Genomic DNA, 15,747 nt, shown 5'->3' on the forward strand with positions numbered 1-15,747 from the left:
CTGCAATTGTAGCGGGGTGCTTTTTTGGGACCTTTATTCGGTTGTTGGTCGATCCAAATTAGGCTCTTCAGCTGGGCGATAGAAACGCCGCCCATCCATTGCAAAGAGGCGTTCAGTGAACTGGCCCGCTTCTGCATGCTGCAAGGACTGCGTCATCATCGTGATACTTGCATCTAATTCATCAATTTGATGAAGGACTTCGGCTTCAAGGACTTGGGGTCGCACAGGCGAACCATATTCCATTAATCCATGATGCGCCAAGATGACATGCCGCAATAACAACATGTCTTCAGCATTCACGTCGATTTTTAGGGTATCACAAGCCCGCACAATTTCTTCATCAACTAGTACAATATGACCGATTAAATTACCACGAACTGTATATGCCGTTGAAACTGGGCCAGATAATTCAAGCGTCTTCCCTAAATCATGCAAAATGACACCAGCGTATAGTAATGCCTTATTAATTTGGGGGTATTGGGTAGCAATCGTTTTGGCCAAGCGCAACATCGAAAGCGTATGGTACGCTAAACCACCACTAAAGGCATGGTGGTTGGTTTTGGCCGCTGGAAAACTGAAGAATTCCGCTTGGTGTTTTTGCATTAAATGCCGAACCAAACGTTGCCAACTAGGGTTCGTAATTTCGAATAACGTCGCATTGAATTCATCTTGCATCTCGGACACTTGAACCGGTGCTTTAGGAATAAACTGGTCAACTGTTTGCGGCTCGTCTTCCGTCGTTAAACGTAGTTTATAAATCTTAATTTGCGGATTATTTTGATATAGCTCCCGCTTACCTTGTAAATGAATGACCTGCCCCGCTGTAAATTTAGCGACATCTTCATCAGAAGCATCCCAATATTTACCACCGATTTGTCCCGATTGATCTTGAAACGTAAACGCAATAAACTGTTTACCATTTTTGGCAATTCGCACATCGGCGGTCTTAATCAATACGAATAAATCCAGATTCTCATCGTTTTGATAATCAAATAATTTCTTTGCTGTCATGTGTCAGCCCCACTTCTGCTAGATTCAACCAATGATCCGCTTCAAAATGCGCTTTTGTCCGCGGATTGGCCGTTAAATAAATCACCTGATTGGCTTCACTGAGTCGTTGGAGTAATGTCCAAACGGCGACTTGGCGCTGATCGTCGAAGTTCACAAAGCCATCATCGACCAATAAAGGTAATGACACGACGTCAGCTACCTCTTCTGCAAACGCAAACCGCAAAGCAATGTACAACTGTTCTGCAGTCCCCTGTGATAATTCACCGACTTCAAAAAGTACTTGATCTGTCCGTAAAACCGTCATCAGGGTGTCATCGAAGTTAATCTTAATATACCGATTCTGAGTTAGAATTGCAAAATACTGCGTTGCCTTTTCCAATAAACGTGGGAATCGTTCTTGCGAAGCGGCTTTAAGCGTGGCTTGAATCCAATCAATCGCCAACTGCTTCGCTAACCATTCTTGGGCCAAATCGGTAATCTTAGCCTGTTCTTGTAATTGTAGCTGACGCTGTTGTTGATAACGATCATTATCAACGAGTTGCGCCTGCGCCACCCGTAATTGCGCAACCGCTTGTTGCTGTTCCTGTAATTCGTTTGTCAAGCTTGCCACTTGTTCTGTGATTTGAGCGACTTGTTGCTTGAGCTGCTCTTGACTGGCGATTGCTTGTAAAGCTGGTAAATCCGCTGCCAATTCGCGTTTTAAATCAGCTTGGCGCTGTTCATTAGCACGACGTTGTTGTTCATCGGCAACACAACTAGCTAATTCTGCGGCAGTTGTCAAGTTGGCCTTTGCTAACAAGGCGGTTTGTGCAGCGTCTTGTTCTTCAATCGTTGCTGTTAAGCGTGTCACCTGTTGTTGATAATACCGGTAGCTCTCATTACTTTGTGCAAGGTCTTGTGTCAGTTGTGTCATCCGCGCTTTGAATTGGCTTACCTGAGACAAGTTCTCTTCGTGACTACCTTGTAAGGCCCCTACCCAATCTCTTGCAAACGCAAACGCATGCCAATACGTATCTAAAGCCGCTTCAAGCGCTTGGTTATCAGCTTGTTGTTGTTTGAGTGTCGTAATTAATTGCGTCATTCGGCTCAAGGCGTGCTGCATCGCTAAAACTTGACTGATTGGCATCGTCGTTTCATAACCTGCTTGGGCCAATAATGTCGCGCTTTGTTCATGCATCGTCTGCAATGTCGCTTGTTGCGCTTGGAGAGCTGCTGTCTTGGTTTGCTTTTGAGCTTGCAACACATCCAATTTGGCGAGTGCTTGTTGCCAAGCCGCTTTTTGTGCCGGTTGGTCGTGATCAATTTGTTTATTTTGCCAAACTAGGTAGCCGCCATAGCCAAGTGCGGCTAAGCCGGCAATTGCAATGCCTTTCAAAGCGCCCGGTAAGAAAAGCCCAACTACGAACACAACGACACCAATTAACAGACTCAATTGACCAGAACGCTTATTACGCGTTGGTGTTGCTTGCGGTTCACTCTGGTTGACTGCCGCGTTTTGCGCTGCTAATTGCGCCTCTAAATCAGCAAGTTGCTCAGTCAGTAGTTGACTGGTTGTGGTCGCCTCATTCATTTCAGCTGCGGCTTGTTCCAGTTGTGCGCATTGCTCGTCCGTCAACGGATTAGGTAGTTGATCCGGTTGCCATTGATATTGCGCTGCTAATTGTGCTTTTTCACTAGCGAGTTGCGCACTTTGGGTTTGCTGTAAACTAAGTAATTGAACGCGTTTTTGCTGTTCAGTCAATTGTTCGAACAATGGTGCCAAAGCCGCTTGATTAGCTTGATAAAATCTAAATTCGCCCGTTTGATCCAATGTTTCTTGAATGGTTGCCAGTTCGGCTTTTGCTTCTGCTAATGCCTTGACATTGCGTTTACGTTCGACCGCTAATGCTTGATATTGCTCGTCAATCGTTAAATCAAACGGTGTTGCTTTTTCAAGTTGCTTTTGGCGTGTTTGCCACTGCGCATAGCTTGGCCAACGATCAAGCAAATGCTGCAAATGCGCTTGGCGTTGCTTCAATTCAGCTACTTGTTTTTGCTGGTTGGTCATCGTCGCAACGGTCCTTTGCAATCGTCGTGCATTTGCTTCATATTCTTGATAACCACGACTAGCTTCACTGACGGATTGCACCAACTCTGGATAGTTCTTCAAAGCGACATTCAACGGCCATTTACGGCCAGATGGCTTAAAAATTTTCTGACTCTCTTTGTCAAGTTCCTTAGCAAAGTCGAGCCACTCATGACTACCCACCGCACCAATTGTCAATAAATGCTGCAAAAAATCAGCTTGCTTTAAATTGAATATCTGGTTTAAATCCTGTTGGTTCGTTTCAAAAATCTGCGTAAACAAGGCTTCATCAGCCGGTGCTAAGAGGTCGGCTAAATAATCAGCACCAAACTCTTTACCTTGATCAATAACCGTTACATCGCCGCCAAACTTCCCTGATAGGCGCCGAATCACAATATCGCGATTATGATAACTAACCAATAACTCACCGCCGTATTGGGCCCCGTTCTTGGGTACATACTGTTCATACCGTTGTTTGGCGGTCGCAAAACCAAATAACACGCCCTTAATAAAGGCGGTGAGTGTCGTTTTACCCGCCTCGTTTTGACCATAAAGGACTTGATAGTCCGTGTTCAAATCAATCGTCTGATCGTGCCACTTACCGAAGCCTAAAATGGTGACTGTCTTAATTCGCATTGCTAATCCCCCATCTTTTTCTCTTGTAGAATTGTCGTGACTAAATCCTTGAGATCCGCTTGGAATTCAGGTGTTTCAATTGCTTCGCGGATAAAGTTTTCTTTCATCAATGGCTTCGCTTTTTCTAAAATATTTTCCGGTGTCAAGATGGCCTCAGCCGCTTCTTGCCAATAGGCTTGATCAATCTGGCTGAATTGTTTTTGAGCTGCAAAGCGCAGCTTCAAAGCATATGGCCAGTGCAAGGGCGCACTATTTTCCAATTGATCTTGTAACACCGCCAATAACTCCCCATTATTAATCCGTTGCAATAAGTCACTTGTTAATCGCTCCGCGTGTGTCAACTCTAGCGCTACTAAACTAGCATGGTCACTTTGCATTAGTTGCTCGCTCAATGCTGTTTGCAATTGCGTTAAACTCATGTCAGGCATCACTTCAAACGATTGGCGCTGCCATTCAATAACCGTCGTTGGTTTAAATGTTAGGTCGAACTGCCCCTCTTTAGTAGTGACTAAATAGAAGCCTTTTTCACCAGGTTCATTCTTGTGCCGTCCCTGTAAGTTACCGGGGTAAACAATGGCTGGCCGTTCTTGGAGAATCTGGCGCTTATGAATGTGACCCAATGCCCAATAATCGTAATGGCAGGCGTTCAACTCACTAAGCGTAAATGGTGCGTAGTGATCTGTATCAACAGTCGCTTTTGGACTCCCATGCAGGGTGCCAATCGTGTAAGTTGTGCTCGCCCGCGTTGGGAAAGCCGCTACTCGGTCAGTTGATAACCAGCGTTGATCATAACTGAAACCAACAATTGTCACACTCTCATGCCCTTTAGTCATCAGTTCAAACGACTGTACTTCTGATCCAAAAACATGAACATTGGCGGGAAATTCAAAATGCACTTGATTAGCATCCCAGTAGTCGTGATTCCCATAGCTCAAATAGACCGGAATGTCGACGGCTGCCAAACGTTCAAATTGTTGTTTTAAAAATTTCTGGACTGGTAAACTTTGTGCTTCTTGATCAAACGAATCGCCGACTAGTAATACAAAATCAACGGCTTCATCAATGGCTGTCTGAATTAGTTTTTTAAACGCTGTAAAAGTTGATGCATGAATTGTTTCCCATAACGCTGTTGGTGCTTGTTTTAAGCCGACAAACGGACTATCAATATGGGCGTCAGCCGCATGGATAAATTTCATCTTGAAAAAACCCCCATCTTTTTGGCCGGATAAAACCAGCTTAGATAAGCTTCATTATACCATTGCCCCACGGTGTGATAAAGACAATTAGAACAAACGTTCTTTTTTGAACAATAAAAAAAGCACTGCATCGAAATAAATCGATTCAGTGCTTGAAACGTGCTTTCGTTAACAGTTTTTTGGCCTTTAACCAGTCCGCAAAAGCTACCGTTAATCCCGCCTACTATGCTTGATAGATGTCGGCAATTGGTTTTGAGATGATTTGGTTTAATTCATCCATTGTTTGGCTTAATTGACGTTCTTGTTCCATCAAGTTCTTGATGGCGTCGATGTCCCCAATTTTTTGAGCTAGCTCTTGGATTTCTTTGATTTCGTCATCCGTTAATTCTTGCCCTTGCATTTGTTTTTGTTGAAGGGTCATTTGTTGCGTTTGGAATTTTTTGAACATTGTAAAGGCAATATCGTCTTTTTTTAAGGCTGCAAAAGCGTTTTGTAAGCCTAAAAATTGTGGTAATTCTTGCAAGTGCGTTGCCATTTGGTTAGCATCATCATAAATATTAACTGTCATTGTATTGACTCCTTTTTACCTGTATTTAATTGAAAAAGCCTTTCAAATTATTATACCATTGATTGGCTGTATCTTTCGCTTTATTTATCCCATCTTTAAATCCCGATTCAATTGAATCGATTAATTCATTTGATGACCCACTTTGTTCCTTTTTCGCCAACGATTGCGCATCTTCGGTATCAAAGTCCGTCTGGGCCGTGGTTGGTAAGAGTTGTTGCATTTCATATTTAAAAATTGGTGCGAGACCATCGATGCTGGTATTCTTCATAAAGTGCGCTTGATCGGTCTTATCATACCCCATCCAAGTTGCAACAACAATATCCGGTGTATAACCGACTAACCATTGATCTTTGGTCCCAAAGCCGTAACTATCAGGCACTTCAGTACTACCAGATTTCCCGGCAACTTGGTAGCCATTAGGTTTCGCATAACGTCCAGTCCCATTATTATAAACGCCTAACATCATGCTAGTCATTTCTTTAGCTGTTTTTTGACTCATAATCCGCGTCTTTGATGGTTCGGTATTATCAACAATCACTGCCCCGCTGGCATCAACAATCTTCCGAATAAAATGTGTTTCGGACAATTCACCGTTATTAGCAAAAGCTGTATAGGCACTTGCCATTTGATAAGGTGAAACCCCACCTTGCCAACCACCCAAGGCCATCGCCAAGTTTTGATCACTCTTCGGTACTGAAATGCCGAATTTTTCAACTGACTTAATCCCCCGTTTAAGGCCAATTTGGTTTAATAACCAAACCGCGGGCGCGTTTGTACTGTTGGCCAAGGCTTGATACATCGGCATTGAACCAGTGTAGACATTATCCGGATTGGTAGGCGTATAGTTATTGGTACCGTAACTTTGCTTCTTATCTTCAAGTGAAGAATCATAATGATAACCATCTTCAAGTGCTGGCGTATAAACCGCCAAAGGCTTGATGGTTGATCCCGGTTGGCGCTTCATCTGGGTAATGCGACTATAACCCCGGATGGTATATTCACCGCGTCCACCGACAACCGCTGAAACCCCGCCGGTTTTTGGATTAATCGCAACTGAACTCCCTTGAACCAAGGTGCCATCCGCTGCATTATCTGGGAACAACCAATTCTGTTTAAAAGTTGTTTCCATCTTACTTTGTTGTGATTGGTCAAGGGCCGTATAGATCTTGTACCCATTTTTGACAATATCTTCTTCCTTTAAACCAAAGCGATTAATAGCTTCATTAACCACCTCATCAAAGTAATACGGATACTTGTAGCCATCCGTTTGTTCATAAGCGTTAGTCACCACAATGGGTTCCTTCTTTGCGGCAGCCGCTTGAGCTTTTGTCAATTTGTTATTGTCGACCATTAGTCCTAAAATTAGGTTGCGCCGAGCCGTTGCATTGTCCAAATGATCAGCTGGATTATAGAAACTAGGACTCCGCAACATCGCCGCAATCACCGCGCCTTCACTAGCATCTAGTTCACTAGCATTCTTCCCAAAATACCGTTTCGACGCATCCTGGACACCCCAAACCCCATTACCGAAGTAGGCGTTATTCAAGTACATCGCTAAAATATCTTGTTTCGAATAAACTTTTGTAATTTGGACGGCTAAGAACAACTCCTCAAACTTCCGCGAGAATGTCTGCTTCTGATTCAACTTGGCATTCTTCGCGAGTTGCTGGGTAATCGTACTCCCACCACCGGTAATCTGCCCATGGTGAATTACTAAACCAACTGCTGCTCGTGCTAGCCCTTTAATACTGAAACCATGGTTGGTATAAAAGGTCCGATCTTCAGTCGATAAAACGGCATTTTGAATCTGTGGCGAAATTTTATCGAGATCGACATAGGTGCCCTTTTGTGAATACAAGGTTCCTGCGCGTTGATCTTTGACATCATAGATAACGGTTGGTGATTGTAAGTTAGCCTTAATATCGCCAACGTTAGCCGTTTTCGCTTTGAACGTTAAGAAACTACTCATCACAAAAATGAGCATTAAGACAGCAAGAATCAGCCATCTTGTCAATTGGAGTCGATACCAGACATAACGAATCACGCGCCAGACGCGTTTCATAAATTGTTTAATCGCCAACCAAAACGGCGAAGCTTGCTTGTTCATGCGATCCCTCTTCTTACTGTCAAATTAATCTTGTTTAATTGTAGCATATCCGTCAATTGACACTTGGGCCAATTGACGACATTAATAATCTTTTAAAATTTACTTTTACACCAATTTTCGCTAAACTAGTAGCTTAAAGGTGGTTGAACTCTAATGATAATTTATCAAAAAAAAGTGACTTTAGCGCCCGACTTTAGTCCCATGTCCGTCCGCGGCTTGCTGAATCATTGGTTAGTGCCGCAAAAAATGCAACATTTCTTGCGTATCAATCGAGAAATTTTGGTCAACGGCCATTATCTCGCCTTCAACCGACACGTTGAAGCTGGCGATCAAATTACGATGAACTTCTCAGAAGTTTCCGTTAAGGTCCAAGACTACGAACTTGATGAACGGCAATCTTTTTCCGTTTTATACGAAGACGATGATTTACTGGTCGTCAATAAACCGGCAGGGATTAAAACCCATCCCAATGGTCCTGGTGAAAACTTCACCTTAATGAATCAAGTGGCGGCCTATCTTGCTAAACAGGATAAAAAAGCCTATATGATCCACCGCATCGATCGGGCAACTAGTGGCGTGCTCTTGATTGGTAAAACGCCAATTGTCATCGGAATTTTAAACCGACAACTTAGTCAAAAAATAATGTCGCGCCAATACATCGCGATTGCCAACGATCCAGAACAAACCCTATTGGAACACGCAACCATTAACCTCCCAATTGGCGTCGATCCAGATAATAAGCGCAAGCGCACGATTGACTACATTACAGGTTTATCCGCAGTGACGCATTACCAATTACTTCACCGGAAAGGACCGGCAGCCACCCTCGCAGTCAACCTCGAAACAGGTCGCACACACCAAATTCGATTGCACTTAGCAGCTGACGGTCATCCCATCTTCGGTGATCCCCTGTATTTCCCAACTGATACGACACAACGTTTATTACTACACGGGCAAACATTGCGTTACATAGAGCCTTTTTCTGATCAACAAAGAACGGTAACGGCGCCCATCCCAGCTATTTTTAACCAATATATCGAATAAAAGCGCGTGCTATCAGCTGGGGATCGCCTAAGGATGAATACAGTGTGCGGCAACAAAATTTAGTAAATTAAAAATAAGGGACTAAGCCAAAACTAGTTTTGGCTTAGTCCCTTATTGATTTGTCTATCTAACAGTTGCAAGATGTTGTGCAAAGCGTTCATTCAATTCGGCTGCTTGGGCCTCATCAGGGCTGATAATCACAATCGTATCATGTCCAGCAAGGGTGCCCACAACTTCCGGGTACCCCAAATCATCGATTAGGGCTGCCAATAAATTTCCGTTACTTGGTAGCGTCTTAATCACATTGAGCATTTGTACTTGCGTGATCGACAGTGCTACCTCACGCAACTTATCTTTTAATTTCTGAGTTTGGGTGCGTTCATCATCGTGGAAAATCGTATAACGGAGTTCACCGTTCACATCCCGCGCTTTAACGATTTGCATTTCCCGAATATCACGTGAAATAGTCGCTTGCGTTGCATCAATTCCATCTTGCTTTAACGTTGCTAACAAATCTTCTTGCGTCGAAACAACTTGTTGATTAATGATTTGTTCGATTCGTGCTTGACGATCTCCTTTTTTCACGACTGCCACCCCTTTTACCTTAATTGGCTCCATTATACCAGTTTTTATGAGAATTCGATAGAGAGCGCTTTATATAATTCAAACAAGCGCATGTTCATAACCTTTTTAATCAAAAAAGGCAACTATCCGCGGATGGCTACCCTCGATTATAGTGCCTGATTGTCTTATTGTGCATGCTGTATTTTTTGTGCTTTTCGAACCTTAAACGTGGTTAAAATGGCTACTGCTACTATCACCCCTGCTAAGATTGACATGAAGAATAGTCCAATGTTATTCGTGGCCCCTAACACGCCAACAATTGGGCCGCCATGGGGCACGGCATCGGTGATTTTGAAGACCATCCCGACCGCACTAGCAACGGCTGAACCAGCAATGATACTTGGAAACACTTGTTTTGGATTAGCTGTCGCAAATGGGATGGCCCCTTCCGTAATTCCGATCAAGCCCATCAAAATGGCTGGAATCCCCGCTGATTTTTCTTCTTCTGAATAAAGATCCCGACGAATAAATGTTGCAATGCCTAATGCCAATGGTGGCACGGCAACGGCACAAGCAACAGCCCCCATGATTTGTGGATGACCTGCAGTAATTGACGCAACCCCGAATAAGAAGGCGACTTTATTGACTGGACCACCCATATCAATGGCGACCATCGCGCCAATCACAACTCCAAGGATTACACTCGTTTCGGGATTTTGTGAAAGGGCTGTCAACATATCTTGGAGGGCCGTCATCAACCATGAAATGGGAGCGCCTAAAACAAGAATTAAAATGGCTGAAATAATCCCAACTCCCAATAAAGGAATAACAAAAATTGGCATGACTGGCCGTAAGTCTTTTGGGACGGGCCATGAATTAAACCATTTAACTAAGTAACCAGCCGCAAAACCAACAATAATTGCGCCAATAAACCCAGTCCCAGCTTTTGTGCCAAGAATGTCGGGATTGTTAGCGACCATTGCACTGATCATTGCGGGGGCCAAAGCTGCGCGACCGGCAATGGCATAAGCGATATAACCGGCCAGAATTGGAATCATCAAGGTAAACCCAATTGTCCCTATCTGATTCATACTACTCCAAATGGTATGCGGTGGAATCACCATCCCCGCTTTAGTCGGATGGCCACCAATCGCGATTGACAAGGCAATGAATAAGCCACCAACAACGACGAACGGAATCATATGGGAAACCCCATTTAATAATTGCTTAATAATTGGGCTTTGTTCATGGCTATCTTCTTGTTTAACTGCTGTTTTTGGTTGATTCTTACCGTAAATACCGGCCATTGGTGCTTTTTCAATTAGCATATCGGCATCTTTAATGGCTTCAGCAGTTTTCGCATATAGGACCGGTTTGCCGTTAAACCGTTCTTCTCCATCAACGGCAACGTCAGCAGCAATAATTACGAAATCGGCATCAGCCACATCTGCGGCACTTAATTCATCCTCGACTCCAGAAGCCCCTTGCGTTTCGATTTTGACTTCATATCCGCGTGCTTGCCCGGCTTTTTGCAGTTTTTCAGCTGCCATATAAGTATGGGCAATGCCGACTGGACATTTGGTAATTCCAACAAACTTTTTCATCTTCTAAAACCTCCTAGTCAAATTCGATTGCGTCATTAACTAACGTATAAAGTGCCATTGCATCATGTTGATTTTGCTTCAAATTATGAATAAACGCATCATCCATCAATTTACGCGCAAACTTTGATAAGACTCTTAGATGTGTCTTATTAGGATCATCAAGCGGCATAATCAGAACAATCGCAATCGCAACTGGTGTCTCATCTAATGCTTGCCAATTGACTTCAGTGTTAAAAGTGACAATCCCGACAATCGGTTGGGTTAAGCCCGCCACTTTAGCGTGTGGAATCGCGAGCCCATTGCCAAACCCAGTTGTGCTTTCAGCTTCCCGCGCATTGAATCCCGCGGTTAATGCCGCTTGATCTAAACCATTCTTATCTGCAAATAACTGCGCTAATGTTGCTAATGCCGTTGATTTATCATCCCCGACAACGATATCTGTATAAATATTATCGACTTCAAAGGTCTTCATCTGCTAACACTCCATTCTAGTTTCGTTTATTAAATTGTGCCAAGATAGCAAGGGCTGCCGCCCCATCTGGTGCTTGCACAACTTGTTTTAAAAGGCGTGGATTTTCGATTAATCGGTCTAAATCATGATAAATCGCCCGCATTTGACCATCGACGGTTGCATTCAAAGCCATAAAAAAGACAAGCTGCACTTTGTTGTTAGGTTGCCAAGCAATCCTTTGTGGGGCAATCAGTAACCCAATAGCTGGCTTAATAATTAATTGTGGATCTGCATGGGGCAAAGCGACCCGATCAAGCGCTGTACTTGCTAAGGCTTCGCGGGCTAATGCCGCCTGAATGACCGTTGGCTTTGCATATCCGTAATCAATGAGTCGCTGCCCAATTAATGCAATCGCAGCTTGATCGGTTAACCGCTCTTGCGTGACAATGGTTAATTCAGGTTGTAATAAAGCGACTAAGCGATTGGCAGGCGCCGCTTGTTCAGCAATCATCTGGCGAATAATGCCAATATCATGCCGGTTTAACAAAGGACTGACTTCTATCACTGGTACCGACAAGCCTTTAATGGCAATCGTACTGATGACTAGCGATTCCTTAATCGGGGTTGCAAGCAGCTCTCCTAGAGCAATAATACGCGTAATCCGCAATTCTTGAGCAAACGTTTTAGCCAACCGTTGCCCTAATAATTGCGAAGTACCAATGCCGCTACTGCAAACCACCACAACACTCAAGCGGGAGTCTTCTGCATGTCGTTCAAAAAAAGCTTCAAAATGTAAACTGATAAAGGCTAATTCATCTTCGTTCATTTGAATTTGATACTGCTTTTCAAGCACCGGCTTTAATAACACTGCCTGATCGAACGCTTGGGGGAAATTCTGTCGTATTTCATCCATATATGGATTATTAATACTTAATCCCATTTCAAGCCGCCGAAGAGCCGAACTTAAATGCACTGCCAATCCCTGAATTAATTCCTCATCAACTACTAATTGAGCGAGCTGTTGCCGTAATAGTTGCGGTAGCCCTACCGATTGTCGCAACTCAATCTGGATGGTTTCAACAGACGTATCCTTCGCTTGGACCGTTACTAGATGGCGGTTGAGATATTCCTGTTCAAAATCCGGAATTGTCAATTCAAATCGCCGTTCTAAAATCTGTACTAACAGCTGTGTTTCGGCAATGAACGGTGTCACCACTGGATTGGGCTCCGTTGCTTCCACCAGTTTGTGCTGGGCCAATCGTTCTAGTGCCATCATCAGATGAATCGCTAAGGACTGAAACTCGTAATCAGTAAATGATAGCGTACTTTTTTCAATTAATTCCGTTAAAGCTGTGAGTACGTTTTTAATCAAGGCTGGTTCAAACAGTTGATTCAGCTTATCCGGTAATTGAACATGGCGCACTAACTGTCCATTTAACTCTTTAGCCTCAGTCCGTTTTCCCCAATACTGACTGATTAACTCAACCGTTGCTTGCCGCTTTTGATGCTCAGAACCGATTAAGGATAAACCGGTATGCGTGATTGCCAATTGAAGACCGAATTGCGCGAGTTTTTGCTTTACCTTTTTCAAATCATTCTCAACCGTACTCCGACTCACGTATAGGGTATTAGAAAGTTGTTGAATCGTAATCGATGCTGAACCTAATAATAATTTAGCCAGAATGTAATGACAGCGTTCTTCCTTGGATTGGGGACGATCATTGGCCTCTTTTTCAAGATGATTGGCTAATGTCGCGACATCCCCGGTAAAATAAATACCGTCATTCGGTTTTCGAACGAGTTTCACATTAAAAGGCTTAACCCGCCTTTCGATATCATTCAAGGTGGTTGCAATGGTGCGCTCTGAAAGCTGTAATTGTGCGGCAATGTCGACATAGTGCGTTTTATGCTGGGCCAAAATATATTGAATAATAGCGTGTTCTCGTTTGTTCATGCTTATCGCAACTCCTCGTTTCAATCCCTCTACGCTATCTATAGTCTAACGTTTATGTATCCGCTTGCAAACCTAATTATTTGCAAGATTATTCTGGTAATTATTGCACAATGCTCCATAAGCTTTGCTTAATCAACCGGTTATGCTGGGGATTGTTTATTTAGTTGCTAGCCGAATCCAATCCATTACCTTATCCGGTCAATTTATCGCACAAAAAAAGAGCATCTTAATTAAAAGATGCTCTTACTAGATATGTTTTGCTCGTCATATTCAATGGTAACCCCCCAAGTCAAAAGACTACAACCATAATCCTTTAACGCGGGCTGTTAAACCTCAAAATGTGCCGACACGAACATATTCAATTATTTTTTGATATTGTAGAATGAGTTAATTCCTTTGTATGAAGCAGTATCACCCAATTGTTCTTCAATCCGCATTAATTGGTTATACTTAGCTAAACGATCAGTACGGCTCATTGAACCTGTCTTGATTTGGCCAGCATTTGTAGCAACAACTAAATCAGCGATTGTTGTATCTTCAGTTTCACCTGAACGATGTGAAACAACTGCTGTATAGCCAGCTTCTTTAGCCATTTCGATTGCTTCTAATGATTCTGTTAATGTCCCAATTTGGTTAACTTTAACAAGAATTGAGTTAGCAGCACCCATCTTGATTCCTTTACGTAGGTAATCAGTGTTTGTTACGAAGAAGTCATCACCAACAAGTTGAACTTTTTTACCAAGTTCTTTAGTGATTTCTGCCCAGTCTTCCCAGTTGTTTTCATCGATAGGATCTTCGATTGAAATGATTGGGTATTTAGCAACTAAGCCTTCAAGGTATTTAACGAATTCAGGAGTTGTGAATTCTTCACCAGTTGACCAACGTAATTTGTATGTCTTGTCTTCGTTGTTCCATAATTCTGATGAAGCAACATCGATAGCGATTGAAATATCTTCGCCTGGTTTGTAACCAGCTTTTTCAATTGCTTTAATCAAGTATTGTAAAGGTTCTTCGTTGTTTGCAAAATCAGGTGCAAACCCACCTTCATCACCAACTGAAGTAACTTTACCGTCTGCTGATAAAAGACTCTTCAATGCTTGGAAAGTTTCTGAACCCATCCGGATAGCTTCGTGGACAGATTTAGCCCCAACAGGCATAATCATGAATTCTTGGAAGTCAACTTTGTTATCTGAGTGAGCACCACCATTGATAACGTTCATCATTGGTGTTGGTAATACGTGCGCATTAGGGCCGCCTAAGTATTCGTACAATGGTAAGCCTAATTCGTCAGCAGCAGCACGTGCAGCAGCCAATGAAATCCCTAAGATTGCGTTAGCGCCTAATTTACCTTTGTTTTCTGTGCCATCTAATTGAATCATAGCAGCATCAATACCGCGTTGATCTGTAGCGTCGAAACCAATGATTTCTTTTGCAAGCGGACCATTAACGTTTTCAACAGCTTTTAAAACACCTTTGCCACCAAAACGTGATTTGTCGCCGTCACGTAATTCAACAGCTTCATGTTCACCAGTTGAAGCACCTGAAGGAACGATTGCGCGACCAAAGCCGCCATCTTCTGTGTAGACTTCAACTTCAACAGTCGGATTGCCACGTGAGTCTAAAACTTCGCGACCTAAAATATCAGTAATAATTGACATGTAATTTTCTCCTTTTTTGGCTAATGCAAAGCATTAGCGCTTTTTTGGATGTCAGGCAAAGCCTACATCTATTTTAGCTAATTATACACCATTCGTAAACAGGAATGCGTTAAAAATTAGTCGTTAAAGTGAACTAAGTCTAAGAATGAAGCAGGTTCCATACTTGCGCCACCAACTAAACCGCCGTCGATGTCTTCTTTGTTCATGATTTCTTTAACGTTAGCCGGTTTAACAGAGCCACCATATTGGATACGAACTTTGTCAGCAACTGTTTGGTCATATAACTTGGCAACTGTTTGGCGAACAACAGCACAGATTTCTTGAGCTTGTTCAGCAGAAGCCGTTTTACCGGTACCGATTGCCCAGATTGGTTCATAAGCAATCACCATTGAGCTAACTTGGTCTGCTGAAAGGCCTTTAAGACCTTCTGTTACTTGGTTTGAAACCCATTCTTCAGCTTTGCCAGCTTCACGCGTTTCTAATGATTCACCACAACAGAAGATAGGTGTCATGTTATTTTTGAAAATAGCATGTGCTTTTTTGTTAATATCTTCATCTGTTTCGTGGAAGTAATCACGACGTTCTGAATGACCGATGATGACGTAATCAACACCCATTTCATTCAACGTTTTTGGTGAAGTTTCACCAGTGAAAGCCCCAGCATCTTCAAAGTAACAGTTTTCAGCAGCTACTTTTAAGTCTGTTCCTTTAGCCGCTTCTAATAAAGCAGGTAAGTCAACGGCAGGTGCCCCGATAACTGATTCGGTTTGATCGAACTTAGGTAAATTGGCTTTGATGGCATTAACGAACTCAGTTGTTTGTGTTGGGTTCATGTTCATTTTCCAGTTACCAGCAATGATTGGTTTACGCATGAGAAAATCTCCTCTTA

Annotated in this window: 12 protein-coding genes; 1 reads left to right on the plus strand and 11 read right to left on the minus strand. The window is 43.0% G+C overall.

Annotation, left to right across the window (positions count from 1 at the left end; all coding sequences use genetic code 11):
- Positions 1 to 33 precede the first annotated feature (33 nt).
- The 5 genes from J7Q78_RS06675 to J7Q78_RS06695 form a co-directional block, all read right to left on the minus strand.
- Positions 34 to 1,011, minus strand: coding sequence for a 3'-5' exoribonuclease YhaM family protein (locus J7Q78_RS06675; protein ID WP_208422240.1), 978 nt, complete (start codon positions 1,009 to 1,011; stop codon positions 34 to 36).
- Complete coding sequence (locus J7Q78_RS06680; RefSeq protein ID WP_208422241.1) at positions 989 to 3,712, minus strand: ATP-binding protein; 2,724 nt, start codon at positions 3,710 to 3,712, stop codon at positions 989 to 991. Before J7Q78_RS06680 ends, J7Q78_RS06675 begins: the two co-directional genes overlap by 23 nt.
- Before the next feature lie 2 nt (positions 3,713 to 3,714).
- Positions 3,715 to 4,908, minus strand: a complete 1,194-nt coding sequence (locus J7Q78_RS06685) for a metallophosphoesterase family protein (RefSeq protein WP_208422242.1) — start codon at positions 4,906 to 4,908, stop codon at positions 3,715 to 3,717.
- A gap of 223 nt (positions 4,909 to 5,131) precedes the next feature.
- Positions 5,132 to 5,476: a YlbF family regulator gene (locus J7Q78_RS06690; protein ID WP_004270950.1), complete on the minus strand. Its 345-nt coding sequence runs from the start codon at positions 5,474 to 5,476 to the stop codon at positions 5,132 to 5,134.
- 25 nt (positions 5,477 to 5,501) lie between these two features.
- Entirely contained in the window at positions 5,502 to 7,583 is a 2,082-nt protein-coding gene (locus J7Q78_RS06695) for a PBP1A family penicillin-binding protein (protein ID WP_208422243.1), read from the minus strand.
- 153 nt (positions 7,584 to 7,736) lie between these two features.
- Between J7Q78_RS06695 and J7Q78_RS06700 the strand changes: the two genes are divergently transcribed.
- Positions 7,737 to 8,627, plus strand: a complete 891-nt coding sequence (locus tag J7Q78_RS06700; protein WP_173011560.1) for an RluA family pseudouridine synthase — start codon at positions 7,737 to 7,739, stop codon at positions 8,625 to 8,627.
- Between the two features lie 123 nt (positions 8,628 to 8,750).
- Here J7Q78_RS06700 and argR read toward each other — a convergent pair whose 3' ends face one another.
- The 6 genes from argR to tpiA all read right to left on the minus strand — a co-directional run bounded on the left by argR (position 8,751) and on the right by tpiA (position 15,730).
- The gene (argR, locus tag J7Q78_RS06705) at positions 8,751 to 9,212 is read right to left on the minus strand and encodes an arginine repressor (RefSeq protein WP_154242618.1); all 462 of its coding nucleotides are present in this window, start codon (positions 9,210 to 9,212) and stop codon (positions 8,751 to 8,753) included.
- 164 nt (positions 9,213 to 9,376) lie between these two features.
- On the minus strand, positions 9,377 to 10,795 hold the full coding sequence (locus tag J7Q78_RS06710; protein WP_208422244.1) for a PTS fructose transporter subunit IIC: 1,419 nt from the start codon (positions 10,793 to 10,795) through the stop codon (positions 9,377 to 9,379).
- A 13-nt stretch (positions 10,796 to 10,808) separates the two neighbouring features.
- Positions 10,809 to 11,267: a PTS sugar transporter subunit IIA gene (locus tag J7Q78_RS06715; protein ID WP_208422245.1), complete on the minus strand. Its 459-nt coding sequence runs from the start codon at positions 11,265 to 11,267 to the stop codon at positions 10,809 to 10,811.
- 16 nt (positions 11,268 to 11,283) lie between these two features.
- Positions 11,284 to 13,200, minus strand: coding sequence for a BglG family transcription antiterminator (locus tag J7Q78_RS06720; RefSeq protein WP_208422246.1), 1,917 nt, complete (start codon positions 13,198 to 13,200; stop codon positions 11,284 to 11,286).
- A 362-nt stretch (positions 13,201 to 13,562) separates the two neighbouring features.
- The gene (gene eno / locus J7Q78_RS06725) at positions 13,563 to 14,858 is read right to left on the minus strand and encodes a phosphopyruvate hydratase (protein WP_154242614.1); all 1,296 of its coding nucleotides are present in this window, start codon (positions 14,856 to 14,858) and stop codon (positions 13,563 to 13,565) included.
- A gap of 116 nt (positions 14,859 to 14,974) precedes the next feature.
- A complete protein-coding gene (gene tpiA / locus J7Q78_RS06730) occupies positions 14,975 to 15,730 on the minus strand; it encodes a triose-phosphate isomerase (RefSeq protein ID WP_154242613.1) in 756 nt (251 codons plus the stop codon).
- Positions 15,731 to 15,747: the final 17 nt, after the last annotated feature.

Origin of the sequence: Latilactobacillus fragifolii (assembly GCF_905332535.1) — a bacterium.
GTDB classification, from domain to species: domain Bacteria; phylum Bacillota; class Bacilli; order Lactobacillales; family Lactobacillaceae; genus Latilactobacillus; species Latilactobacillus fragifolii.